This window comes from Oceaniferula flava, assembly GCF_016811075.1.
Taxonomy (GTDB): domain Bacteria; phylum Verrucomicrobiota; class Verrucomicrobiia; order Verrucomicrobiales; family Akkermansiaceae; genus Oceaniferula; species Oceaniferula flava.
This window is the reverse complement of the sequence record NZ_JAFBGL010000001.1, coordinates 254,038-278,897: the sequence shown is the minus strand read 5'-3', so window position 1 is coordinate 278,897 and position 24,860 is coordinate 254,038. Positions and strand designations below refer to the sequence as shown.

Annotated in this window: 26 protein-coding genes and 1 tRNA gene; 6 read left to right on the top strand and 21 right to left on the bottom strand. The window is 54.9% G+C overall.

Annotated elements, in window-relative coordinates:
- Positions 1-23 precede the first annotated feature (23 nt).
- Entirely contained in the window at positions 24-668 is a 645-nt protein-coding gene (locus JO972_RS01205; protein ID WP_309488537.1) for a rhomboid family intramembrane serine protease, read from the bottom strand.
- Here JO972_RS01205 and JO972_RS01200 point away from each other — a divergent pair.
- From JO972_RS01200 to rpsU, 3 genes are all read left to right on the top strand, one after another.
- Complete coding sequence (locus tag JO972_RS01200) at positions 624-833, top strand: hypothetical protein (RefSeq protein ID WP_309488540.1); 210 nt, start codon at positions 624-626, stop codon at positions 831-833. The genes JO972_RS01205 and JO972_RS01200 overlap by 45 nt on opposite strands.
- A 198-nt stretch (positions 834-1,031) precedes the next feature.
- A complete protein-coding gene (locus JO972_RS01195; RefSeq protein ID WP_309488160.1) occupies positions 1,032-2,390 on the top strand; it encodes an LptF/LptG family permease in 1,359 nt (452 codons plus the stop codon).
- A 225-nt stretch (positions 2,391-2,615) separates the two neighbouring features.
- Positions 2,616-2,837, top strand: coding sequence for a 30S ribosomal protein S21 (gene rpsU / locus JO972_RS01190; RefSeq protein WP_309488159.1), 222 nt, complete (start codon positions 2,616-2,618; stop codon positions 2,835-2,837).
- A 140-nt stretch (positions 2,838-2,977) separates the two neighbouring features.
- Here rpsU and JO972_RS01185 read toward each other — a convergent pair whose 3' ends face one another.
- The 17 genes from JO972_RS01185 to lpxB all read right to left on the bottom strand — a co-directional run bounded on the left by JO972_RS01185 (position 2,978) and on the right by lpxB (position 20,267).
- On the bottom strand, positions 2,978-3,304 hold the full coding sequence (locus JO972_RS01185; protein ID WP_309488158.1) for a putative signal transducing protein: 327 nt from the start codon (positions 3,302-3,304) through the stop codon (positions 2,978-2,980).
- A gap of 61 nt (positions 3,305-3,365) precedes the next feature.
- Complete coding sequence (locus tag JO972_RS01180; protein ID WP_309488157.1) at positions 3,366-4,511, bottom strand: FtsW/RodA/SpoVE family cell cycle protein; 1,146 nt, start codon at positions 4,509-4,511, stop codon at positions 3,366-3,368.
- Positions 4,512-4,547: 36 nt separating this feature from the next.
- The gene (locus tag JO972_RS01175) at positions 4,548-5,438 is read right to left on the bottom strand and encodes a LysM peptidoglycan-binding domain-containing protein (protein WP_309488156.1); all 891 of its coding nucleotides are present in this window, start codon (positions 5,436-5,438) and stop codon (positions 4,548-4,550) included.
- Positions 5,439-5,487: 49 nt separating this feature from the next.
- Positions 5,488-6,795, bottom strand: coding sequence for a UDP-N-acetylmuramoyl-L-alanine--D-glutamate ligase (murD, locus tag JO972_RS01170; protein WP_309488155.1), 1,308 nt, complete (start codon positions 6,793-6,795; stop codon positions 5,488-5,490).
- 1 nt (position 6,796) lies between these two features.
- Positions 6,797-7,888, bottom strand: coding sequence for a phospho-N-acetylmuramoyl-pentapeptide-transferase (gene mraY, locus JO972_RS01165; RefSeq protein ID WP_343221519.1), 1,092 nt, complete (start codon positions 7,886-7,888; stop codon positions 6,797-6,799).
- Between the two features lie 85 nt (positions 7,889-7,973).
- Positions 7,974-9,350 carry a UDP-N-acetylmuramoyl-tripeptide--D-alanyl-D-alanine ligase gene (locus JO972_RS01160; protein ID WP_309488153.1) on the bottom strand — a complete coding sequence of 459 codons (1,377 nt, stop codon included), beginning with the start codon at positions 9,348-9,350 and terminating at the stop codon, positions 7,974-7,976.
- A complete protein-coding gene (locus JO972_RS01155; RefSeq protein WP_309488152.1) occupies positions 9,347-10,837 on the bottom strand; it encodes a UDP-N-acetylmuramoyl-L-alanyl-D-glutamate--2,6-diaminopimelate ligase in 1,491 nt (496 codons plus the stop codon). Before JO972_RS01155 ends, JO972_RS01160 begins: the two co-directional genes overlap by 4 nt.
- A 12-nt stretch (positions 10,838-10,849) precedes the next feature.
- On the bottom strand, positions 10,850-12,751 hold the full coding sequence (locus tag JO972_RS01150; protein ID WP_309488151.1) for a peptidoglycan D,D-transpeptidase FtsI family protein: 1,902 nt from the start codon (positions 12,749-12,751) through the stop codon (positions 10,850-10,852).
- Positions 12,751-13,110: a hypothetical protein gene (locus JO972_RS01145; RefSeq protein ID WP_309488150.1), complete on the bottom strand. Its 360-nt coding sequence runs from the start codon at positions 13,108-13,110 to the stop codon at positions 12,751-12,753. Before JO972_RS01145 ends, JO972_RS01150 begins: the two co-directional genes overlap by 1 nt.
- Positions 13,107-14,060, bottom strand: coding sequence for a 16S rRNA (cytosine(1402)-N(4))-methyltransferase RsmH (gene rsmH, locus JO972_RS01140; RefSeq protein WP_309488149.1), 954 nt, complete (start codon positions 14,058-14,060; stop codon positions 13,107-13,109). Before rsmH ends, JO972_RS01145 begins: the two co-directional genes overlap by 4 nt.
- Before the next feature lie 332 nt (positions 14,061-14,392).
- A complete protein-coding gene (locus JO972_RS01135) occupies positions 14,393-14,854 on the bottom strand; it encodes a division/cell wall cluster transcriptional repressor MraZ (RefSeq protein WP_309488148.1) in 462 nt (153 codons plus the stop codon).
- 232 nt (positions 14,855-15,086) lie between these two features.
- Entirely contained in the window at positions 15,087-16,727 is a 1,641-nt protein-coding gene (locus JO972_RS01130) for a solute:sodium symporter family transporter (RefSeq protein WP_309488147.1), read from the bottom strand.
- 569 nt (positions 16,728-17,296) lie between these two features.
- Positions 17,297-17,545, bottom strand: a complete 249-nt coding sequence (locus JO972_RS01125) for a 7(1) septoil knot domain-containing protein (RefSeq protein WP_343221518.1) — start codon at positions 17,543-17,545, stop codon at positions 17,297-17,299.
- 45 nt (positions 17,546-17,590) lie between these two features.
- Entirely contained in the window at positions 17,591-17,953 is a 363-nt protein-coding gene (gene rsfS, locus JO972_RS01120; RefSeq protein ID WP_309488145.1) for a ribosome silencing factor, read from the bottom strand.
- Positions 17,954-18,042: 89 nt separating this feature from the next.
- Positions 18,043-18,115: transfer RNA gene (locus tag JO972_RS01115), tRNA-Ala, on the bottom strand.
- 144 nt (positions 18,116-18,259) lie between these two features.
- Positions 18,260-19,111, bottom strand: a complete 852-nt coding sequence (locus JO972_RS01110) for a hypothetical protein (protein WP_309488144.1) — start codon at positions 19,109-19,111, stop codon at positions 18,260-18,262.
- A 28-nt stretch (positions 19,112-19,139) separates the two neighbouring features.
- Positions 19,140-20,267, bottom strand: a complete 1,128-nt coding sequence (gene lpxB, locus JO972_RS01105; protein WP_309488143.1) for a lipid-A-disaccharide synthase — start codon at positions 20,265-20,267, stop codon at positions 19,140-19,142.
- Positions 20,268-20,349: 82 nt separating this feature from the next.
- Here lpxB and trmD point away from each other — a divergent pair, with 82 nt between their 5' ends.
- A complete protein-coding gene (gene trmD / locus JO972_RS01100; protein ID WP_309488142.1) occupies positions 20,350-21,021 on the top strand; it encodes a tRNA (guanosine(37)-N1)-methyltransferase TrmD in 672 nt (223 codons plus the stop codon).
- Positions 21,022-21,031: 10 nt separating this feature from the next.
- Here the strand turns inward: trmD and JO972_RS01095 are convergent, their stop codons facing one another.
- On the bottom strand, positions 21,032-21,274 hold the full coding sequence (locus JO972_RS01095) for a hypothetical protein (RefSeq protein ID WP_309488141.1): 243 nt from the start codon (positions 21,272-21,274) through the stop codon (positions 21,032-21,034).
- A 96-nt stretch (positions 21,275-21,370) separates the two neighbouring features.
- On the opposite strand from JO972_RS01095, the gene JO972_RS01090 reads away from it, so the two are divergent.
- Together JO972_RS01090 and JO972_RS01085 are read left to right on the top strand one after the other, a co-directional pair.
- On the top strand, positions 21,371-22,417 hold the full coding sequence (locus JO972_RS01090; protein WP_309488140.1) for a CPBP family intramembrane glutamic endopeptidase: 1,047 nt from the start codon (positions 21,371-21,373) through the stop codon (positions 22,415-22,417).
- Positions 22,418-22,436: 19 nt separating this feature from the next.
- The gene (locus tag JO972_RS01085) at positions 22,437-23,159 is read left to right on the top strand and encodes a ComF family protein (RefSeq protein WP_309488139.1); all 723 of its coding nucleotides are present in this window, start codon (positions 22,437-22,439) and stop codon (positions 23,157-23,159) included.
- Here the strand turns inward: JO972_RS01085 and JO972_RS01080 are convergent.
- Together JO972_RS01080 and rnc are read right to left on the bottom strand one after the other, a co-directional pair.
- Positions 23,148-24,029 carry an ROK family protein gene (locus JO972_RS01080; protein ID WP_309488138.1) on the bottom strand — a complete coding sequence of 294 codons (882 nt, stop codon included), beginning with the start codon at positions 24,027-24,029 and terminating at the stop codon, positions 23,148-23,150. The genes JO972_RS01085 and JO972_RS01080 overlap by 12 nt on opposite strands.
- Complete coding sequence (rnc, locus tag JO972_RS01075) at positions 24,026-24,718, bottom strand: ribonuclease III (RefSeq protein WP_309488137.1); 693 nt, start codon at positions 24,716-24,718, stop codon at positions 24,026-24,028. Before rnc ends, JO972_RS01080 begins: the two co-directional genes overlap by 4 nt.
- Between the last annotated feature and the right edge of the window lie 142 nt (positions 24,719-24,860).

Below are 24,860 nucleotides of genomic sequence, written 5' to 3'. Positions count from 1 at the left end.
CAGAGCGCGCAGACCCCAGCAATCTATTCGTGGCTCGCTTTGAGCAACGTTTCTTTTTCCTCGGGAGTCAGGCTCTGGATACCCTCGCGCGAGACCTTATCAAGGATGCGATCGATTTCCGAGTCGCCCAGATTGATATTCACCCGCGGCCGAATTTTCCGCTCGCGCACCACTTTGGCATCGACCACCCGACGCCCCGACTTTCTGCCCGACCTCCAACGGTCGACGAAGTTCAGGATCCTCGGGTTTTTCATCAAAATAAATCCCAAAATCGCCCCACCCAAGTGACCAGCCTCGCCCCCGGCATTGTTGCCGTTAGTTAGAATCATCAAAGTGGCGAAGGCCAGAGCGCCGATGGCAAAGGTGCGCATGCTCATCGGGATCACGAAAAACAAGAGCACGCGTAAGTTAGGAGCGATAAAAGCCACACAGACCAATACCGCAAAAATCCCGGCAGAAGCCCCGACCAAAGGGATGTATGATGATGGAATCATGGTGCCGGGAATGAATTCCGTCCCAAACCAGCCGACATAGAAGAGCATCACATAAAGCAGAGCTCCTGCGACGCCACTTGCGAGGTAGAAAATCAAAAACTTGGCACTCCCCCACCAACGCTCGGCAAAATGCCCAAAAAAGAAAATGCCCAGCATGTTTCCAAACAGGTGCATACCATCGGCGTGGAGAAACTGAAATGTGATCAGCCGCCAAATCTGGAACTGTTTGATCCCCAACTCAACACTGAAATGCCCCCATTCCGACAACTTCCCCCACTGCCCACGCCCACCACCGAAGAAAAGAATATCCAAGAAGTAAATAGCGATATTGATGATTAAGAGCCACTTAACGACGGGACAACCAGCTAGGCGCGATGGCGCGCCGGGGATACCGGGCCGATTTCCGGTGGGAACTTGGTGATAGTCTCGATCTGCGATACCCATAATGTTGGTTAGATATAACACGGACATCAAGTTGTCGCAAGTAGGACCACTGATGTCTCGACAGCTCAATTCCGATGATTCATGCTCCGCCGCATGGCTGGCACATCCTCCATCAGGACCTTTCTCTGGCCCGTCTTGCTGACGGTGTTAGGTGGCGTTCTTTGTACTTATATTGTGCCTCGTGAAATGGTCGCGGTGAATGAGCACATCCTTGGATTCCCAGATACTGACATCCCCGGACACCAGCTACGGCCTTATCTGCTGGCGGTTCTCTGTTTACTCCCTGCATCCGCAGCATGGCTATATCGCTTTTCCGGCACCTTGGATCGCTACATGGCGCGCCAATTTCTATCGTCCTTCGCTCTCTGCATGGGAGCTCTGCTGGCGGTGATGTTGCTCACGGATTTTCAGAATAACCTTTCGGATTTCCAAGAAACAGAAAACCCCATGGCGGTGATCACCAGCTATTACAGCATCCATATTCCTGCCATCTTTGTCTTTCTGCTACCCTACGTGCTCTTACTGGCGCTGCTCTACTGTCTGGGCAAGATGTCGCGGCACCAGGAAATCGTCGCCATGATTCAAACCGGCCGCGGGGTGTTCCGCATCGTCGTGCCACTTCTCGTCACCGGCGTCTTCTGCTCCCTCGTCTGCCTGATCTTCAATTACCACTGGGGACCGTGGGCGGAAGGTCACAAAGACATGATCATTGATGTTGCCAAGGACGGCCAGGCCGACCGCGCAAGGTCCGTGCTCTACCGCGATGACAACTCACGCCGTGTCTGGCTTGTTGGAGCTTTTCCCTACCAATTTGAAAAAACCGGAGAACTGCGTAATGTCACCGTGCGCCAGTTCAACAGCGGCGGCCACCCTACCAAAAAGCTCGAGGCCGATGTAGCCACTTGGTCACGCATCCACAAGAACTGGACATTCTCCGGTGTCCAATTGATCGACCTGCAAGCCAGCCCGGTGCCAATCCGAGTCAAAACCGACGACACCATCGTCAGAACCTGGCAGGAAACGCCGTGGCAAATCGTCAAACCTGGCCTCGACCAAAGCCACCTCGGCATCCCCGAACTCAACAGCTGGCTGAAGGCCAACGAAGGTGTCGAGTGGGTCAACCGCCGCCCCTACCTGACGCAGTGGCACTACCGTTTCGCCCAGCCTGTGATCTGCTTAATCACCATTCTTATCGCCGCACCGCTAGGGATTGTGTTTAGCCGCCGAGGCATTGGCGGTGGGGTTTCCATTGCCCTCTTCCTCTGCGCTGGCATGTTATTCTCCTCCAGCTTCTTCCTCACTTTTGGCGAAGCCGGCCACTTGCCGCCAGCATTAGCTGCATGGTCCACGAATATTCTGTTCGCTCTGATCGCGCTTTACCTCTTCAACCGGCGACTGACCGGAAGACCGATCTACCAAAGCCTGAAAAAGCTGCTACCTGCTGGAGAATAAGGGCTTCCTCCGCAGCCAGCCCTGCTATCCAGCGCTGGAATTCCCTGCATATTTCCTGCATTAAACCATCTTTCGTGCTTGACCACTGGCGCATCCACTCCTAGTTTCCGCGTCCCGTCACGAGTGCTAGCCACTTCAGTCAGGAACCCGCTCTGGAAATCAGCCACGCTGTCCCTTCCGGAACCCGCAAACGAATCCACCGTAACTCAACAATCTATTTATCTCATGAGAGGCATTGAAATCCAAAAGAACGAGCCAGTAGACCGCGCTCTGAAACGTCTCAAGTCGATGCTTGATGGCGAAGGCATCCTCGAAGAAATGCGCCGCCGTCGCTCCTTCGAAACCGTCACTCAGCGCAAGCAACGTAAAGAGCGCACTGCCGCTAAACGTCACTCCATCCGCTGGCGCTTCCAACGCGACAAAGCTGAAGACACTGAAGCCAAGTAAGCGATTACTCTTTTCAGGTTCCTTGACGGGAATCACTCCGATCATCTCCGGATGATCCTTTTTAAAAGGCACTCCACCATGGAGTGCTTTTTTGCGTCTACGGTCTGCCGTCAACCGAGCTCATAGATGTGGGCTATCCATCAACTCGACGCCGTCAAATCTTCCCCGCAGCTGAAACAGAACTCAAAGTTCCCCGGATTACTTTCACCACAAGACGGGCAAGAGACTTCCTTTTCGGAGTTTTCGGCATTTGCCACCATCGTGCGCTGCAGGATCTCTCGCGCTCGGGGATAATCTTCATCGTGCATCACGCAGATGTTCGGATAAAACTCAGGGATCGGGATTTCCGTCAGTCCAGAGCCCGTCAGATGTTCATTCCTGAGCATCACAGGAATCCCCTCAGCCTCAAGAATCGATCGATAATAGGCAACGATAGAAAAGTCCTTGGCCCGATAGATTTCAATCATGGGACAAGTCTAAGCAGACCACCCTGTAGCCAAAAGCAAAAATCAGATCATTGCCGCCCGATCAGATTCGGACACACTGTTTCTTTTCGTTGATCACCGGCATTTCCGCCCGATTGACAAAGCTCGTCTGACGGTGCACCGAAATGAGGCCTCCTACGGCCAGAAGGGTAAAGACCAAGTTCGTTCCCCCGTAGCTGATGAAGGGCAGTGGCAGACCGGTGTTGGGCAGCACAGCGGTGCAAACGCCGATGTTCATCATCGCAGGGATGACGATGACGCTGGTGAGACCGACGGCTAACAGTCGCCCGAAGTCGTCCTTCGCATTCATCGCAATCGCAATGCCGTAGACCACAATCACGACAAAGCAGAAGACACTCCCGAGGGTGAACCACAGGCCCAGCTCTTCCCCAATCGAAGGTAGAATGAAATCGGTGTGAGCCTCCGGCAGATAACCTAGTTTCTCAACGCCATTGCCCAGGCCGGTGCCATCCACACCGCCATTGGCAAAAGCATACAAACCATGCAGCTGCTGGTAACCATCGCCCAAGCGATACTTATCAGACTCCAAATCAAACAAAGCCATGACCCGTCCCATCCGCTCCGGGTTTTTCCATACTACAAAAGCCATGCCGGCCAATGCCGTGACGCCAGAAACGGCCAGATAAGGCAAGCGGGCACCCGCAACATACATCACCACCACCCCGGCACCACCCAGTGCCATGGCCGTGCCCATGTCTTTTTCAAAGAAAATCAGCAGCACCGGAATCCCTAACAAAATTCCGGGAGCGACAAAACCTTTGAAAAAGGTGCGAGTCTCCGTTTGAAAATGCGTGTACCACGCCGCCAGCCCCAAAATCACGAAAATCTTGGCAAGCTCAGATGGCTGGAACTGAGGCATCCCTGGCAATTTAATCCAACGAGCCTCGCCTTTAATATCCTGGGCAATACCAGGAACATAACAGAATGTAAGTAAGACGCAGGATCCCACAAGCATCCACACCCAGTAGGGGCGGAACTTGCGATAATCCATCCCCGCAATCACCGCAGCACCAATCACGCCCACAGCGATCCAGAGTGCCTGTTTTTTCACCAGGGCGTAGCCGTTCACCTCGTCATCCCAGACGCTGGTGCTGGTGAGCATCACCAGCCCCAATGTCACCAAAGCCGTGACGGCCAGGCATAGGAAAACGGCATTTTTACGTCCCATGATAAAATCAGTAAGTGCGGGGTTTTGTCGTTTAGCTTAGTTGGCTGGAATCTTGATCTCCACGCCCACGCGCAGCTTGCGAGGGTCGGTGAGACCATTGATTTTCAGCAAATTCGCGCGGGAGACTTTGTAGCGGTTGGCAATGCGCCAAACGGTGTCACCGCTCTGAACTTTGTAGCGTTGGCCACTGTCGGAAAGCGTGCTGGCTTCAGCGACGCTGCGCTTGATTTTGGGTTTCACCACCACGGCTTGTGGCGCGCTGTCTTCCTCCACCTCCACGGCGCGAGCATATTTTTTCTCTGTGTCGCGAACGGCCACCTCAGGCACTCTTGGTGCGTGAACTTCTGGTTGCTCAGCTACGCTTGGCGTTGGATTGATCGCCACTGGGCGACTGGATAGCACGGCGGGGAGATCGAGCACGACACCGGCACGGAGCGGACGGTTATCGTTCAGCGCTCTCAGAGCCGACTCATCGACGTTGCGCACGCTGGCAATGCGGTTATAGGTATCGCCAGTGACCACGATGTAGCGGCTCATGGAGCGATCGACGGGGGTGGCTTCAGCAGGAGCTGGAGTCACCGCGGCGGCAGCCGGTTGAACTTGTGGCTTGGGCTGTTCAACAACAGGAGCTTGCACTTCGCTGGGAGCAGTGACTGCCAATGGCGCACTCGCTTCGCTGCCATCTGAGTCATTACTGAAAAACTTACTGTGCGCATAGATCGCGGCGATGGCGCAGACGTGCAGCACCAGGATCACTAACAAGGCTTTGCCAATGCCAACGTTTGCCACGTCCGATTCCAGATCGACGTGAGGATCGACAGTGGCAGTGGCGGCACTCAGGCGGCGGCTGCGACCTGTCTTCGCATAGAGCACACGATAACTAGGACCGGATGTGCGGGTTCTTTTGGTTTGGATGGTTTTGTTCATAACGTTTGTGGGTTCGATGTTAGGGCTAGGTTATTAGGGTGGGATGGGTTTACTTCAGTTCTTTGACAATGCGGCGGAAGCAATCACCGCGTTCTTCATATCCGGAAAACATATCGAAGGATGATGTGCCCGGAGAGAAAAGAATGGTATCGCCATGCTCGGCGAACTCACTGGCCTGCTCCACAGCCTGCTCCAAGTTCGTCACTTGGACCGTGGGCACGTCAGGGGAAATGGGGGCAAAGGTCTCACTCAGCTGGGAGGCAATCTCACCGAACACCAGCACCGCCTTGGTGGTTTCGCGCAGGCGTGGCAGCAGCTCGGTGTAATCGAGGCCTTTTTGTTTACCACCAGCGATCAATACGATCTTGCGCCCCTGCGAGCGAAGGGCGCTATCGAGTGCATGCAGGTTGGTGGCTTTGGAATCGTTGATGTATTCCACCCCGTCGAGCGTGCGAATCAGTTCGCAGCGGTGCAAGGGTGGAGCGAAGCCGCAGAGGGCTTCGTTGGCTGTCGCAGCATCCAGCCCGAGCGGCTCACAGGCCGCGAAGGCCGCCATCACATTCTCCGCATTGTGCAGCCCCCGCAGTCGAGTGCTGCTGAGGTCGATGAGCCGTTCCCCATCGCGACAGATCCACTGCTCGTCCAGATGGTAATCGGCCGATGCTTCGGTGGAAAAGGTTAGCGTCTCCGCACAGCGATCGCCGATGTCTTCGCCGGCCCGAACCACAATGCGATCGTCCGCAATAAGATTCTCAAACACGCGGAGCTTGGCATTTTTATAGGCCTCCAAGGTGGGGTAGCGGTCCATGTGGTCGGCGGAAAAATTCAGCCAGATCACCACATCCGGATGGAACTCGGCGATAGTTTCCAGCTGGAAGGAACTGACTTCCAAGGCGACCGCTGAAGGTGCTTCGTCCAGCATCACCACCTCGGCAAAGGGCACACCGTAGTTGCCACATGCCAGACAGCTGATCCCGGAAAACGACAGCATCCGCTGCACCAGCTCGGTGGTAGTCGTCTTACCATTGGTGCCGGTGATGGCCACAATGCGCCCCTGGTAAAAACGGTAAGCCAACTCGATCTCACCAATCATTTCCCCGGCATTGGCGGCGTAGGCTTTGACAAATTCGGTCTCACCATCGATGCCCGGCGACAGAACCAAGAGGTCGCAACGACTGGCCTCACCGGTCGAGACAGAAGCATTCGGCACCGCCGTGATGCCTTCCGGCAGCCCCGTGATCTCAGCTGAGGCGTCGTGCACAGACACATCCGCCCCATCCCGCAGCGCAAGCGCAGCGGCTGCCCGACCTGAACGGCCAGCACCGAGAACGATGATCTGTTTGTTTTTTAAATTCATGTTAGACAATTTTGAGCAGCGCAATGCCGATCAATCCGCTGAAGATGGAGATGATCCAGAAGCGAATGATCACCTGGCTTTCGTGCCAACCGCGTAACTCGAAGTGGTGGTGGATCGGCGACATCGCGAAGATGCGTTTTCCAGTCAGCTTGAAACTTCCCACCTGAAGGATCACGGAGAGCGCCTCCATGACAAAGACCCAACCGATCACGACCAGCAGCAGCTCCTGCTTGGTGCAGATGGCGGCAGTGGCAAGTGCGCCACCAATGGCCAAGGAACCGGTGTCGCCCATGAAGACCTTGGCCGGGTGGCAGTTGTGCCACAGGAAACCAAAGCCAGCACCGACCAGAGCCATGAGGAACACACCCAGCTCTTGGGCATGTGGATTGAAAGGGATGAAGAGATATTCGTTGGCCATGTAGAAATGCCCGCAAAGATAAGCAATCACCGCATAGGCCAGAGCCACGGTGATGGTGCAGCCGGTGGCCAGTCCATCGAGCCCATCGGTCAGGTTCACCGCATTCGAGCAACCGACGATGATCACGGCGAAGAATGGGATACAGAGGATTCCCAGATCAATGATGGGAGTCTTGAACAAAGGAAAGGTCAGCTCGCTGATGCTCAGCGGTTGGTTCACCAGAGTGTATCCCATACCCTGTGTTTTGTAATAGAGAAAGGCACCGGCAATCAGACCGATGGTGAACTGCCAGAACAGCTTGGTTTTGCCGCTCACACCATCGGAGCTCTTCAGCTTCACCTTGGTATAGTCATCGATGAATCCTAACATCCCCAAAGCCAGCATCACACAGGTGGTCACAGCAACGAAGGGATTGAGTGCCCGACCACAGATCAGCACGGCGAGCAGCACGGATCCCAAGATCATCACACCGCCCATGGTGGGAGTGCCTGCTTTGCCACCGTGAAGTTCGTTCAACTTGTGAACTTCTTCGGCACTGCGGATGGGTTGCCCCACTTTCAGGGAGATCAATTTGCGGATCACCCATGGTCCATAACAGACGCTGAGAAGAAAGGTCATCACACACGCCAGTCCGGCCCGGATGGTGATATATTGTAGCAGATTGAGAAAGCGCATGGTGTGCGCCCAGTCAGCATTCTGGCTGTTCGCCTTTTCCCAAATTTCGTAGATCCAGTATAACATCGGTAGTAAATAGGTATGATTAGGTTTGAGGGAACGCTTCGTTCATCACGTTCTCCATGGCGGCCATACGACTGCCTTTGAAAAGGACACGGTCCCCTTCTTTGCAAAAGCTTTTCAGCCACTCCGCCGCAGCGACAGGTTCATCGAAGCTGACTGCCTTGTCGGTGACGGCACTTGCTCCCTCGTAAATTTTCGCAGCTTTGGCGCCCACGGCGACCACTTGCAGATCCTTCTCCGCGGCAAGCTGACCCACGCGCAGGTGTTCGGCATCAGCATGCACGCCGAGCTCGGCCATCATGCCCAGCACAACGATGCGGCGATTGCCATTGTGGACCGGCAAGTCGGTGAGCGTTTCGATCGCGGCGGCTACTGAATCAGGATTGGCATTGTAGGTGTCATCAATGACGGTGATGCCATTGCTAACAAAACGACGTAAGCGGCCCGTGGTCAGCTGTGTCGCATTCAATCCTGCGGCAATTTCCTCCACCGTCATGCCGAGGGTGAAACCTGCGGCCGCGGCGAGCAGTGAATTGTTCACCATGTGTCGACCACTCACATTCAGTTCGACGCGAGCAGGCACTTCGCCTTCGATGCATAAATCAAAGGATGACCCTGACTCGTTGATTTGTAAATTTTCAGCCCGCACGGAGCCGCGACAATTCCCCGTGACCACGACCTTGGCAGTGGTGCGTTCGATCAGGTAATCGACAAAGTCACAGCTGGCGGTGACGATCAGCGTGCCGTTCTCCGGAAGTGCGCGTGCCAGCGATGCCTTTTCTTCGGCAATCCCCTCACGCGATCCGAGGTGCTCAATGTGAGCAGTGCCCACATTGGTGATGATACCGATGTCCGGGCTGGCGATATCACAGAGCGGTGCAATTTCCCCAGCGTGATTCATGCCCATTTCCCAGACACACACTTGGTCGGTCTCCTTGGTGGCAAGCACACTCAGCGGAAGACCGATGTGGTTGTTCAGATTTCCCTTGGTCGCATTCACCTGAAACTTCTGGCGCAGAACCGAAGAAGTGAAGTCCTTGGTCGATGTTTTGCCGTTCGAACCGGTGATGCCAATGACATTGATATCGAGCAGGTCTCGATACCACTTCGCCAGACGCTGCAGACCGTAGAGTGAATTTTTCACTAACAGGACAGGAACTTTCAAGTCCTCGACCTCCTCCGGAAGCGCATCTAACAACAAACACTCCGCCCCATTTTCCACCGCTTTCGAAACGAAGTGATGGCCATCAAAATTATCTCCACGCAAAGCCACAAATAGCGAACCCTCACCGAGGCTTCGCGTGTCTGTGGATACCGCTCGAATCAATCGACCTGTGTCTGTTCCGACCAGTTCAGCACCGATGGCGCTGGCGATATCTGTGATGGAGAGGGGTTTCATTCTTCAGATTTTGCTTTGAGGTTGAGTGCCTTGTATGCGGCGCGGCGGTCGTCGAAATCAGTCCGGTCGCCCGCGATTTCCTGATAAGTTTCGTGTCCTTTTCCAGCAACTAATATGACGTCACCTTCTTCGGAAATATTCACCGCAGTCTGGATGGCGGTCATGCGATCGGGGATGCTTTCGTAACGAGCTCCACGCATGCCTTTTTCGATGTCAGCGATGATCGCTTCCGGATCTTCCGAGCGTGGGTTGTCGGAGGTCACGATGCACAGATCGCTTCCTTCCGCCGCAGCTTTCCCCATCAATGGGCGCTTGGTCTGATCGCGATCTCCACCGCAGCCAAAGACCGTGATCAGGCGCTTGGGACGCAGGTCGCGGATGGCGGCGCAGGCATTTTCCAAGGCATCCGGCGTGTGGGCGTAATCGACAAATAAGGAAGCTCCGTCGCGACGACCGACACATTCCATCCGACCCGGAACCTGTGGGGCATCGGCAAAGGCACGGACGGCATCGCGTGGTTTGATCCCCGCCGCCACACAGGCAGCCAGAGCGGCGGTGCAATTGAAGACGTTGAAACGACCAATATAAGGTGTGCGCACCAGATACTCGCGTTCTTTGTAGGAAATCTCGAACTCGGTGCCGCGGACATTCTGCGTCTCGCGACCGATGCGCATGTTGGCGTGCACCCCGTGGCCGTAGGTGATGAAATACAGGCGATCCTTGAACTCTTCCACCAGACGCTGGCCGTATGGATCGTCGATGTTGACCACCGCGGTCGGTTTCTTATTTCCCTGCTGTGTTTCCAACAGTTCAAAGAGGCGTTTCTTAGCAGCAAAGTAGCTGGCCATGGTGCCGTGGTAATCGAGATGATCCTGGCTCAGGTTGGTGAACACCGCGACATCGAGCAGCAGCCCGTCGGTGCGTTTTTGCTCCAGCGCGTGGGAGGAAATTTCCATCGCCACACCGCGGCAGGCGTTATCGGCCATCTGGCGCAGTAGACCTTGAAGTTGAATCGGGCCAGGTGTCGTTTGTGTGGCTGGAACCGACTGCTCACCATCGTTGATTTCAACGGTTCCTAACAAGCCGGCACGCGTCCAGACCGACTGCATCACGGCGTGGGTGATGAAGGCGGTGGTGGTCTTGCCATTGGTGCCGGTGATGCCGACCACTTTCAGATCCTTCGACGGATGATCGTTCCAATCGCAGGCCAAGCTAGCCGCAGCGGCACGCGCATCCGGCACGTGGGCCCAACAGATTTTTTCGTCCCAGTCTTCAGCGGGAGCCACTTCGGAAACAATGGCACAGGCACCCTTTTCAAGCGCTTGTGGCAAGTAGTCCTGGCCATCGCCATCGGTGCCACGGACGGCAATGAAGATCGAGCCGGCAACCACCTCGCGGGAGTCGGTAGTGACGCCTGTCACCTGCTGATCGAGATTGCCGGAGACGGTGGCTTTGGGGAGGTTGTGAATGAGTGTGCGTAGTTGCATGGGATATAAAAATTAGTGGTTAGCTTGAGCCAGTGGCTCGGTAGATTCGATGGGCTCGGTGGGTTCGAGCCCCATGGTGTTGGCGACACGTTTGGCCACCTTGGCGAAAATGGGAGCGGCGATGGTTCCGCCGTAGCGTTTAACCTCCGTGGTCTGGGGGTCATCCACCACGACCACACAGACGAATGCCGGGTTCTCGGCGGGCATCATGCCGGCAAACGACACGGTGTAGCGCCCGTGGAGGTAGCCGCCCTTCGGGTTGATTTTCACGGTGGTTCCGGTTTTGCCGGCCACCTGGTATCCTTCCACCTTGGCGCGGCTGGCGGTGCCTTTGATATCGACCACCGTCGCCAGCGCGTGACGCATCTTGCGCGCGGTGCTTTCCTTCACCACCTGACGCACTGGGATTGGTTTGTAGTTCATCACCGTGGAACCATTGTTGGCCATGATCGATTTGACTAACAACGGCTTCATCAACGTGCCACCATTCGCGATGGCCGAGTATGCGCAGGCCACTTGCAAGGGAGTGACACTGACAGCGTAGCCATATGAATTTCTGGAAAAATCGGTGGGGTTGCCGGTGTCATTGGTCACCCCGGCACTTTCACCCGCCATGCGAATGCCCGTTTTATGGCCGAAACCAAAGGCGTCCAAGTAGTTGAAAAACTCTTGTCGTCCGAGCTGCAGCGCCACCTTGTAAGCACCGATGTTGCTCGACTTGGCAAGCACCTGAGCCACGCTCAACATTCCGTATGGATGGTGATCAGGAACTCTCACGGAGCCTTGGCGATAGATGCCGTAGTGGCAGTTCACCAGCGTGCTGGGCTCCACCAGGCCAAGGTCGATCGCACCCGCTGTGGCGATGATTTTGAACGTCGAACCCGGCTCGTAGAGCGCCTGGGTGGCGAAGTCATAACCATTTTCAGCAATATTCTCCCGGGTGTTCAGGTTGAAGGTGGGGCGGCTTGCCATTGCCATGATGGCTCCGGTCTGAGGGTTCATCAGGATGATGGTCCCCTTCTCCGCCTCGAACTCTTGCAGCCCCGCATCCAGTTCCTCTTCCAAGATCGCTTGCAGCCCCATGTCGATGGTCAGCTGCACGTTCAATCCATGGATAGGAGGAAGGATTTCTTGAGGCTTGGCCACGGCCAGAAGGTCAAACTTATCGCGGTGGTTTCTCACATAGCCGTCCTTGCCGGACATGTATTGATCCATCTGACTCTCGATCCCCGCCATGCCTTTGGCCTCGTGGTTCACATAACCAATGATGTGCGATGCCATCTCAGGCATCACATACCAGCGCTTCTGGGTTTCTTCGAAAACGAAGGCGTGCAGGATGCTGTGATCGACGGTGAGCTGTTTGAGCTTTTCCGCGTCGTCCTCCGAGATGTCCTTTTTGAGCACCACGTATTTCTGCCGCTTGTTCTCGAGATTCATCCGCTCGCGCAGCTGCTCGTTTTTGAAGCCGAGAGGTCGGGCAAAAATGTCGATGACGTGGTCGATGTACTGATTGATGATCTCATCGGCCGGCATGCTGTCGACCATCTTGGACGCACGCGATTTAATTTTACTTTTGCGAGTGCGTTCGTCCCAGGTGCTCCACTCGTAGGTCTGGCGCAGTTCTTTGTTCGCCAAGGCGAGCGTGGCCGGACCGACGTCGTGCAGCAGCTTTTTATCCAAGCCCAGTCGTGCCCGAGGAATGTTTCTGGCTACCAACTGGTTATTGGCATCCACGATGCAGCCGCGGTTGGCCTTGAGGGTCTCCTTGCGAATCGACACCCGATCTGACTTCTTGGCAAAGTCCGAGGACTTCACCACCTGAAGGTAAATCAGTCTCGCCGATAAGCCACTAAGCCCGGTCACAAAGACCAGGCAGAGCAAGAGACAACGGCGGCGTGAAACGGCGGGATTCATTAGGGGCGTCTTTGGGCGACAGCGGTCGGAAGATCAGGCGACCGCGGGCGGGTGTAAGGTTGAATTTTTTCGATGGCACTGACCGGCACCACCACCAGCTCCGACTGGCCGCGCTCGAGGTCGTCACGGAGTTGGTAGATGTTGAGCTTTTTATCAATCTTTACTTGCAAACTATTGATCGAATCGCCGTGATCACTGATTCGGCGCTGGGTTTTGTCCACTTCGCGAACCACCTCGACCTGGCTATTTTTCAACCAAGCGTGGGTGACACCGGCGGTCATCAACACGATGGCGGCCAGAATCAACAGCGTGATTTCTGCGAAGCTTAAGCTGCGGTGTGATTTTCTTGCTTTGTTCATGCCTGGGGGGATGGAATTTTTTCCACGACGCGCAACTTGGCACTGCGCGAACGTCGGTTCAGTTTCAGTTCATCCTCACCGGCAACCACGGGGCGGCGGGTGAGAAGTTTGTAATGATAATCGGGATTCGGGCGTGGCTCCGGCCACTCTTTGCGATCGATGTGCGATTGCGATGCGTTTTTGAAAAACTGCTTCACAATCCGGTCTTCGAGACTGTGGAAGGTGATCACCGCCAGACGGCCACCGGGTTTCAGCATGTCGGCGGATTTTTCCAGCAGCTCTCTCAGCACCCCGAGCTCATCGTTGACGGCAATGCGGAGTGCTTGGAACACGCGGGTGGCTGGATGGGAACGACCGCCACGCGGCACCACCGAGGCAATGCAATCGGCGAGATCCAGAGTGGTCTCAAATGGCTTCTGGCTACGGCGCTCGACGATGCGACGGACGATTTTATTCGATGCCCGTTCCTCGCCGTATTCGAAAAAGATCTTTTTCAAGTCCTCTGCGGAAGCGGTATTCACCAGATCGGCAGCGGTCTCACCTGTCGAGCGGTTCATCCGCATGTCGAGCGGACCGTCTTTGGCGAAGGAGAACCCGCGGTCGGCTTCATCCAGCTGCCACGACGACACGCCAATATCGACGAGGATTCCGTCGACCTGTTGGTGACCGGCCTCGGCCAACAGCTGGGGCATGGTGGAAAAGTTTCCTTTTAAAGCGGTGAAGTGATCGGAAAAGTCCTGCAAGCGCTGGCGGGCAAAGCTCAACGCCTGATCGTCCTGATCAATCCCAATCACGGAAGCTCCGGCTTTCAGCATCGCCTCGGTGTGGCCACCACCGCCGAGCGTGCCATCGACAAGAACCTTGCCTGGCTCCGGCGCCATGAAATGCAGCACCTCCGGAAGCAGAACCGGCACGTGATACTCACTTTCAGATGATTGATTGGAAGACATACTACTAGGGGTGAACACAGAACAATCGCCGGGGCGGGACTCCCTCCAAGTCATCCCGACCCCAGCGACTACCAACTCTGTGTGTTTAAACAACATGAACGCGTAAGGGTGAACTGCATTGATGTATCAGCGTGTATCCAGGAAAGTGTTTCGTATTAAAGTGGCTAAGGGTGATCAGTGATTAGGCGGCAAGTAGAGATGCCGTGCAGAGGCGGGACTCCCTCCAAGTCATCCCGGCCTCTGCACAAGCACCATTGCGCTGGGTGAACAGCGGTGTTGTCAGTTGCGTATCAGCGTGTATCACAGAAAAAAGTGGTTGGTGGGTTCGGCAATTAAAAGAAACCGAAGTCGGCATCGAGCTCTTCGATGGTTGCTTCGCGAGCAGCGCAGAGTTTCTGGTAATTGTCTTCGTTCAAAATTTCGATGTATCCGCCACGTCCGCAGAGGACGAGCGACTCCCCTGCTACCAGACCTGGGTGGTCGAGCAGGGCTTTGGGAATACTCAGCTTCCCTTGATCGTTGATGTAGGTCTTGGTGCAACGTTCAAAGAACGCCCCCAAGTAGGCTCGCTTCTGCGCCGGCTTCAGATCGCTGTCCTCCACCTCTTTTTGCATCTTCTCAAACTCGTTTGCCGTCAGCACACGCAGTGTGGGCAGCTTTTCGTTTGAGGACTGCAGCAGCTGCAGCTCGCCATTGCCAATTTGAGCACGCCAGTCCGCCGGCATGGAAACGCGACATTTCGCGTCCATTTTGTAGGGGTAAAACCCGCCGAGCTTGTAACTTTTCGTCTCCATTGGTGCACAGGGTCTTCCTGATGGAGCAAGTTAGTACACAATAGTGCACCGTAGGTCAACGCTTAATTGGTGGCTTTTATAAATAATTTCAAAAACTCAAGGGTTTTAAAAATCTTAGATCGCCTAACTAACGACCCGCACAGATGTATCAGCAACAAGGCGATACGCCAACACCAATCCACCGGCTGCCCAAATCAGGCAGCCCTCTCGCCCGCACTCCAGGGCGCTTTTTCTACAATACACTGAAGTCGGCAAAGACGCCGTAGATGATCACCACAATGACTGTGAGAATTGCACCGACCAATTTGCCGTGTTTCCATGGCGTCATATCGACTGCCTTGACATCTTCTTGCACGAAGTCGGTATCACGTCCTTTGAACAGGCTGATCACCAGCATGATGACCACGATGATGGCAAAGACCAAACCGATGAAGTGGAAGCCATTCATCCAGTCGCCGGACATGTAGCGAGCCACTTCCTCGCCGGAATCGTTGAGTTTGGTGCCCACCGGCACAAAGTAGCCGATGAAAAACAGCGCAAAACCAACCGCCATGCCCACCTTGGCTGCCAGAGCCGGCACCCGCTTGGTGGTCATGCCCACAATGATCACCGCGAAGAGTGGGATGAAGTAGATTGCGTTCATTTTCTGCAGGTAGCCAAACAAGCTGTCCTGGCCTAACAGTTGAGGCGCAATGAGCACACTGACGACGGCAATCCCCAATCCGAACCAACGCCCGGAAGCCACCACCTGGCGCTCCGAAGCCTCCTTGTTGATCATCCCCTTGTAAAAGCCGAGACTGAAAATGGTACAGGTCGAGTTCAGCGCGGAGTTGAACGAACTCAGAATCGCACCCACCATGACCGCGGCGAAGAAGCCGGTGAGGTGGGGCGGCAGCACGGACTTCACCAGATGGCCATAGGCATCATCCGCCTTCACTCCACTGCTGGCGTAGAGGTGATAAGCAATCATCCCGGGGATCACCAGGTAGAGCGGCCCCAACAATTTCAGCCCGCCTGTGAGCAGCACACCTTTTTGCCCCTCGCTCAAACTACTGGCCCCAAAAGTCCGCTGAATGATTTGCTGGTTGGTACACCAGTAGAAAAGATTGAGCAGCATCACCCCGGTAAAGATGGTGCTGAATGGAACCTCGGCCTTGGGGCCTCCGATGGAATTGAAGCGTTCCGGATCGGCCGACTTGAGAATCTCCACCCCCTTCATCACCCCGGCACCATCGCCCACCGCCTGAAGACCAAAATACGTGATCAGCATACCGCCGACCAATAACCCGGCACCATTGAGAGTATCGGACACCGCCACCGTGCGCAGTCCACCGAACAGCGCATAAACCGAACCGATCACCCCGATCAGAATGACCACAAACCAGATCACCCCGGACTCACTTTCGATCCCCGTAAGAGCACTGAGATCGAGCATGCTCGCCAACCCTTTGGCACCCGAGTAGAGCACGATGGGTAACAGGATCAGCGCGTATGCTAACAGGAACACCGCATCGACAATCGCACGCACCTGACCATCGTAGCGAATCCCCAGATACTGAGGCACCGTGGCGACCCCACTGCGCAAAAACTTTGGCAGGAAATACAGCGCCATCATCACCAGGGTAATCACCGCCCCGACCTCCCAGACCATCACATGCAGACCATGTTTAAAGGCCGCGCCGTTCAAGCCCACCAACTGCTCAGTGGAAAGATTGGTCAGCAACAGTGAGCCGGCAATGAAGGGAAAGGCCAAACTACGCCCGCCCAGGAAATAACCCACCGAACTTCCATGGTCATCCTTGCGCGTCAGGAACCAAGTGAGAAGTCCGACCAAGGCGGTAAAAACAAGAAACGATCCGATAGTTAAATTCATTAGTTTTATGTGCAGTGCTAATATTTCGCAGACCATAGAAAACCTAACGTATAGAGCAAGGTGGAACTCATCCAAATAAAGGGCAGCTGCGTGACCCATGGATGATTGGCTGGACAGACGCCTACCAACACCACCAACCCCACAGAGCTCGCAGCTAAAGATTCTAGCTGCTCATGTGATCTTTTCCCCACTTATTGCCAAGTTATTCACATTACTTTTCTGCACTGTTTTTGATCAGCCCTGCAGGCGTTTCCGACCAGGCAGTGTCATCCTCATTTATTCACATCATCCTGTTCATAAGCCCCTTTTCAAATTGTGAATAACTTGTTCACAAGTCGACAAGTCATTTACACATCGTGAAAAAATCCGCATTTTCCTGATAGATTACCTGTTAGCCAGCAGGATATTCAAATGTGAATAACTCAGTGAGTAACATCTGAAACTCACAACCAGTGCCATTTGATCACCCCATTCACACCAAGCTTCGTCACCTGAAACCCGGCTCGACCTTAACGGCTACAATCCACTTTCTTACACCTTATACCCAAGTTATTCACATTGGGTGGCAGCTACCTAACACCAGGGAAACTTTTGACGTATTTGATTTTGAAATCCGGAAAGGAATTAACGATCTGGATTTTGTAATCGGGGAACGAATTGACGATTTTCCACTGCCCCGCTTTGTTGGGAAAGCTCTTCACCAGCTGCACCTTGAGGTCGGGAAACGAATCGACTACTTTGACTTTGTAGTCGGGAAAACTACGCACGAACTGAATCCGTCCGTGGATTTTCGAGAGATCAATCTTCTTGCGCGCCATATCAAGTAGACGCAAGGTAGGGAGAATTATTCACCCGAAAAGCAATTACTCGGCGGCGTCCTGCCACTCAACCTCCTTGCCTTCGCCCCAGAGGTCTTCCAGGCCATAGAGGTCACGGAGCTCCTGGTGCATGACGTGCACCATGACATCGATGTAATCGAGCACCATCCAGCGCGAATCAGAGCCGCCCTCGGCCTGGTGCGGTGACGAGCCATACTTCTCGATGATTTCCTTTTCCACATCACGCATCACGGCCTTCAAGTGCGGCAGTGAGGTGCCGGAGCAGACGACCATGAAATCGGTCAGCGAAGACACACCGGTGAGGTCGAGAACACGGATGTCCTCAGCCTGGATTTCCTCCGCAGCGCGAGCGCATGCGATGGCGAGTTCTTTGCCTTCAATTGCCATAATGTGGTGGGTTTGCCGATAAAAAAGCCGCCTGTTTAATGCAAACATGCGGCGGGAGATCGGTCTTTTGGATGTTTTAAAAAGGGAAATGGAGCATAGCGGATTCGAACCGCTGACCCCCTGCATGCCATGCAGGTGCTCTACCAACTGAGCTAATGCCCCTTTTTGATTCCTTTCTCCCCGGTCATTTTGACGGTTGCCAAAGTGAGGCGAGGAGCGCGCAGGGGAATTATCCCAGCTCAGCCTTTCTGACAAGATGTTTTTTCAAAAGAATCACATCTCTTGCCAATTTAGTCTGAAATCGCGCTATTTGGCCGCTCTTTTCAGCCATTCTTTCATGCTGCCTGCTGCTTCGATGGTTTTTTGCAGGCGCTTGTCATCCTGCCCCTTCCACGTGTCGGGTGAAAAAACCGGGTGACTCAGCCAGACGGCCGGTGCTTCGGTCTCCGGACGGGAGCTCTGGTCTTGCAAATATTGCCACCACTGCGAGTCCGATCCGGCCTCAGCCTGCCAAGCACCGTCGCCCACGGCGAGTTCGCCCTGCATTTCTTTCAGCCCCACAATGCCATCGCAGCGCTCGCCATCGTTGAGACAACGCTCCAGCAGCCAGCGGTTCTGCTCGGAGGGTGACAGGTCGAGCGGGAGAAAGACAAAGCGGATCGTCCGCTCCGGCACCTCACGTGCCATGGTGGAGGCCAGCATGACCATGCTGCTCACGGTATTGGCATCCGCCATCTCACCGGCACCCGAGAAGGACACTGCGGCGAAGATAATGCTCTCCGGATCTTCACTACCGCGAATATCCACCCAGAGCGCCTTCCAGAGTCGACCATGCGAGGCCTGCCCTTCGCTCTTTTTCACGGGAAAACCAACGTTCTGCGGTCCCAGGCGGCCCTCGATCATGGAGGCCGCGGCGACCAAACCACGGCGCCCCTCTTCGGAGTCCACCGCCCTAACACCGATCCGATTGCTAAATTTCCCCACCATATCCTGCAAATCATCGACGCGCAGACCATGGGAGGCGATCACCGCATGATTTTGCTCATCGCGGCGTTCGTTGTGAAAATACATATACATGAAGATGATGGTGCCGATCACCACCCCCACGGGAAGGATCATCAGGATAACTTTGTAAATGCGCGGATTGGATTCAGACATGATGGTAGAAAATTTGGGGAACAGAGGCTTAGACGAATAACTTGGCAATTTCAGCGGCAGCGCGGTCGTGAGCTCCCGGTTCGCCCAGGCGGGATGCGGTATCGAGCAGGCGCGCGCGCAGCGTCTCCCGCGCCGACTCATCCTTGAGCAGGGTGGTGAGGCAGAGCTCGAGATTATGGGGCTCCGCTTCGGTCTGGATCAGCTCATCAACCACCTTTTCACCGGCGAGTATGTTGACCAGACCAATGAAATCAACTTTGACTAACAGCTTGCCCATAACCCAGGTCGGCCAGGCGACTTTATAAACCAGACAATACGGTAGTCCCAGCGCGGCCGCCTCGAGTGTCGCGGTGCCGCTAGCCACCACCCCACAGGTAGCGCGCTGCATCAGGGCGTGGCTGGTTCCAGTGCCAATCTTGATCACCCCTGTGTCGGCGAGACCTGACTTCTGCACAATCTCGCGCATGCTTGCAGCCAGCTTTTCCGATGCCGCTGCGGCCTCATAGGTCCACTCCGGATGATGCACATGCATCCGGCGCGCCGTCTCCACCATCAGCGGGAACAGTCGCGCGACCTCACGCTCACGGCTGCCGGGAAAGAGGCCCACCAGCCCATCCTCGCGAGGCACATCGATTTTTTTCTCCTCCAGCTCATCCACCAAGGGGTGACCGGTGAAGACGGTTTTCAGTCCCGCCGATTGGAAAATCTCCTGCTCGAAGGGGAAAATGCACAGCATCAGGTCGAGGGTTGCCGCCATCTTGGGGATGCGCCCCTTGTTCCAAGCCCAAACCTGCGGGCTGATGTAATAAACGATCTTGGTGTCAGGCAGCTGCTCGCGCACCGCCGTGGCAAAACGAAGGTTGAAACCTGGGTAATCGATCAGCACCAGCACATCAGGTTTCAGCGCCACCAATTCGCGCAGCATCTCATCGAAACGCTGCTTGAACCACTTGTAATGCTTCAGCACCTCCACGATCCCCATGACAGCAGCATCCTCGACCCAATTGGTCACATGCTCGCTGACAGCTTGCATTTCCGGCCCGCCGGCACCGTGAAACACCACCTCCGGCAGCTGCTCTTGCAGCGCCGACATCAAGCAGGCTCCATGGGTGTCCCCACTAACCTCTCCGGCAACAATATAGATGGACTGGCTCACCGAGGCAGAAGTAGCGACTTGAGAAAAAACTTCAAACCCAATACGTCTTGCTTCTTACTTCTTTCATCCTACCTCTCCCACCGTGCGCATTGACATCATCACCCTGTTCCCCGAAATCGCCCTGGCTCCCCTCAGCGAAAGCATCATGCGCCGCGCTCGGGAAGCCGGACTGGTCGAAGTCCACGCCCATCAACTGCGCGACTGGGCCACGGGCAAACACCGCAAGACCGATGAATACCTCTGCGGCGGCGGCCAAGGCATGCTGCTGAAACCGGAACCCATTTTTGCCGCCGTGGAAGAACTACGCGGCGACGACACCCAGGTGCTGTTGATGACCCCCCAAGGAATTCCCTTCAAACAACAACACGCCCAAGAGCTGGCCGACAGCGCCCACCTCATCATCCTCTGCGGTCATTACGAAGGAGTCGATCACCGAGTGATCGAGGAACTCGTCGATCGCGAAATCTCCATCGGCGACTACGTGCTGACCAATGGCGCCATCGCGGCGGCGGTGGTCACCGATGCCATTGTCCGCCTCATTCCCGGAGCATTGGGTGACGCCCGCTCACCGGAAGACGAATCGTTCACCGATCCCAACATGTTAGAAGCTCCCGCTTACACCAAGCCCAACGACTTCCGAGGCATGAAGGTGCCCGATGTCTTGCTCAGCGGGGACCACGGCAAGATCGCCGCTTGGAAAAAAAACAAGGCCCTGCAGCGGACTCGTAAGAATCGGCCGGATCTGCTAGATTAAAAAAGAACGCTTAGTCCTTACCTAACATCTTATCGATTTTGGTCACCAACTTGTGCGGACAGCGCCCGCGCTGATACTTGTTCCACATCACCTCGCGTAACTTTTCGAGCAGTTCCACCTCGATTGGATCGTGGTGATCCCACTCTTCATCACCCTTGAGCTGGGAGTATAGTTTCCACACGCCGGCATGGTAGGTCGCCCGATACATCATGGTGCCCTCCTCGACTTCCTCTCTCCACTGGTGCTTCTGCATGCGGGTGATATAGCGGGAATCTCGGCTATTTGAATGAAAATTTTTAGCCCATGCCAGACATTGACGGATCGCAGCGCATCGCCGACAATGCAAGCCGTGAACCGACTCCTCCAGAGTGACCTCACCAAGGTTCTCATCTTCCTCATCCTTACCACTGTCTCGGCTGCGATCCTCTCCCCCTGGTTATTCAATGCGGGCAAGATGATTGCCGAGGTTGTGCCTGCACGCAGCCATCACTCGCTGCTGCTTTGGTTTGCCCAAAAGTGCGATAATGCGGAATTCCCCCGCTATTTCAATCGATCCCTTTTAATCAGCGCCTTGTTATTAGCTGGCCCCTTTATCATGTGGATGCGGATCGGGAAACCACCAACCTTCAGAGGCCAGAACCCGTGGACCTTTAGGCTTCCCACCAGCAGCTTACCTCCCGTCAGTGGTCAGCCACTGAGAGCGAACGACCGCTTTCTACTCCACCTCGGCACCGGAGTCTTTCTCGCCAGTGGACTGATGCTCATGATGATGTGGATCCTTCTTCTGTCCGGATGGTTTGTGTTAGAAGAGCCCGTGCTGTGGTGGGATGCCGTTAAAGTGGCCCTAATTACAGCTCTTCCAGTCGCGCTGATTGAAGAGTGCTTGTTTCGTGGCGTCCTCTTGGGGATTTGCCTGCGCTCCATGCGCCCTGCGGCCGCCATCACCGTGGTTTCAATCGGTTATGCCTCCGTCCACTTCCTCTCGCCGCTTGATGGGGTGCACCTTAGCCATCCTGGAAATTTGGACGCCGGATTTCAGATGCTGGGGCTCATTGGTCAGCGGTTTCTGCAGCTCCACACCTTTTTCCTCCCGTGGCTCACCCTCTTTGGTATCGGCCTCATCCTCGCTTACGCCCGCTATCGCAGCGCCTCACTCTGGCTACCCATTGGGCTACATCTTGGATGGACGCTGATCCACCGCACCTTCGAACCAATTGTCGAGCTCAGCGATCGGCACCCAGCGATGGCCGACCTATTCATCAGCCCCGATCGAAAAACCGGCATCCTCCCGCTGAGCGTGCTACTGGCCACCGGCATTCTGGTGCACGTTTTCACCAGAATATCCACCGAAGCACGTTCTACACGGGAAGAAAAAAACATGGCTCCGGTCGGATAATTTCGGCATAGTCCGTTTAATGCATCCGCTGGCTGACAGATTTTTGGACTTCCTCTATCCAGCTACCTGCCACCTGTGTGAAATTCCCCTCACACACGGTAGCCACTTATGCTCCACCTGCGCCGAGGACATGCATTTCATCGAAGCCCCGTTCTGCACCCGCTGCGGTGAGAGCTACGATGGCGCGATCAGTTCGGAGTTCATCTGCCCGAACTGCCACCAACTTCATCTTCATTTCGAATTTGCTCTCGCGGCTCTGCACAGTGACGGAGGTGCCCGCCAACTGGTGCATGATTTCAAATACATGCGTCAAATCCAGCTCGCCACCGAATTAGCCCAGCTGGCGCAGCGAGCAACCCATGACACTCGCTTTACCCCCTATCTTGAACACGGCATCATCGTGCCAGTGCCCCTCCATTGGATGCGCCAGAAAAAACGCCGCTTCAATCAAGCCGAAGAAATTGGCAAAAAACTCTCCCCTCTCATCGATGTGCCATGGATGAAAATCCTCAAACGTCGGCGCAACACCGAAACCCAAACGCGCTTCAGCCGGAAGAAGCGACTCGAAAACCTCAACGACGCCTTCGCGGTGAGGGCAGGAGGCAGAAAGAAAATCGCGGGCAAACCGGTGATCCTACTCGATGACGTATTCACCACGGGATCCACCGCCAATGAATGTGCCGAGGTCTTGATGCGAGCCGGAGCTGAACGGGTCGCGGTGCTGACCGTGTTACGCGGATGAGGCCATGATCAGCGCACCTGTGATGCCAGCCTGATTGCCCAATTCCGGCAGAACCAACAAATCTTCATGGCCCGACCAATACCCCGCCATCTCGGCCAGGTAGCGAGCTTTGACTTTTCCTAACAAAAACTTCTGATTCATCACCCCACCACCAAGAATGATTTTTTGCGGTGCGAAACATGCCACCAAATTCTGCACCATGGCAGCGAGGTAACCTGCTTCCAGGTCCCAAGCCGGATGGTCTTTGGGCAGTTCAGTGGCTGGAATACCCCAACGAGCTCCGATGGCAGTGCCACTGGCCAACCCCTCGAGACATCGACCGTGAAACTGGCAGCTGCCGGGAAAATCATCGAGCTCCCCTTCTAACAAGGGAACTCGCATATGACCGATTTCCGCGTGCGGTTGCGCGTGCAATGGCTTACCATCGATCACCACGCCACCACCAATACCGGTGCCCACGGTGATGTAGATGAAATCCTGCAACCCTTGCGCTGCACCGTATCGACCTTCGCCAAGCGCCGCAGCATTAACGTCAGTATCGAAAGCCAGCTTGGTCTTTGGAAATTTTTCACGGAGAAAGCCCAACACATCTACCCCCTCCCACCCGTCCTTGGGCGTTTTCAGGATTTGACCATATGTAGACTCTGCAGGATTCACACCTGCCGGACCGAAAGTTCCGTATCCCAGCGCGTCCACTCTTCCGTGTTTCGCCTCCGCTTGGGTGAAAAATGCATCCACTTGCGCAAAGGTTCCCTCGGGTTCCGAGGTAGGGAAACGCGTTTCCTCAAGAATCTTGTCAGGCTCGCGAGCCACGGCACACGCCATCTTGGTGCCACCGGCTTCCACAGCTCCTAACAAGCGATTGCTCATTTCGATAATTCCTTCCAGAGCTCTTTCTTAAGCGCATTCCGCGCCGCATTGATCTCTGCATTCTTTTTGGAATTGCCTATCCCTTCGCCCATCGGCATTTGCTTCCAATGCACCTCGACGGTAAATGATTTTTGATGATCAGGCCCCTCTTCGCGGATAACCTGATACTGCGGGCCTTCGGGAGAAATCGCCTGCAGCACCTCTTGCAATTGCCCCTTGGGGTTTTTTTCCTCAGGAGATTCAGCCACTAATTTGACCGCATCACTGCAGATTCTATCCAAGGTCGCTCGAGCATTTTCCAAGCCGCCATCCAGATACACCGCACCTAACACCGACTCAAAAGCATCTGCTAGAGTCGACGCGCGACTTCTACCTCCTGTCGATTCCTCACCTTTGCCCATCATGATATAAGAACCGAGGTTCATTTCATTGGCAAAGCAGTGCAAGGCCTCACGTGAGACCAGTCGCGCACGCAGCTTGGTAAGACGGCCTTCGGAGAAGCCTGGGAAAAGCTGATAAAGTTTCTCCGTGAGAACTAGCTGAATCACAGCATCACCTAGGAACTCCAATCGTTGATTGTCAAAATGAGGCTTCTGCGTCTCATATGCCATGCTCGGATGAGTTAGAGCTTCTGCCAATAACAGGGAGTTCCTAAACTTATATCCAATGACTTCTTCCAGCGACAACATAGGCAGACGATTAATTTGATTCGGATAGCTAAGCACCCGCAACGCTCTAACTTAGAAGTAAAAACCTCTGGGTGCAAAGCAGTAACTGCGGCAGTTATCTGTTTTTTTCGCGCTAAGCGGTTCAAATGACACAGAGGAGAAA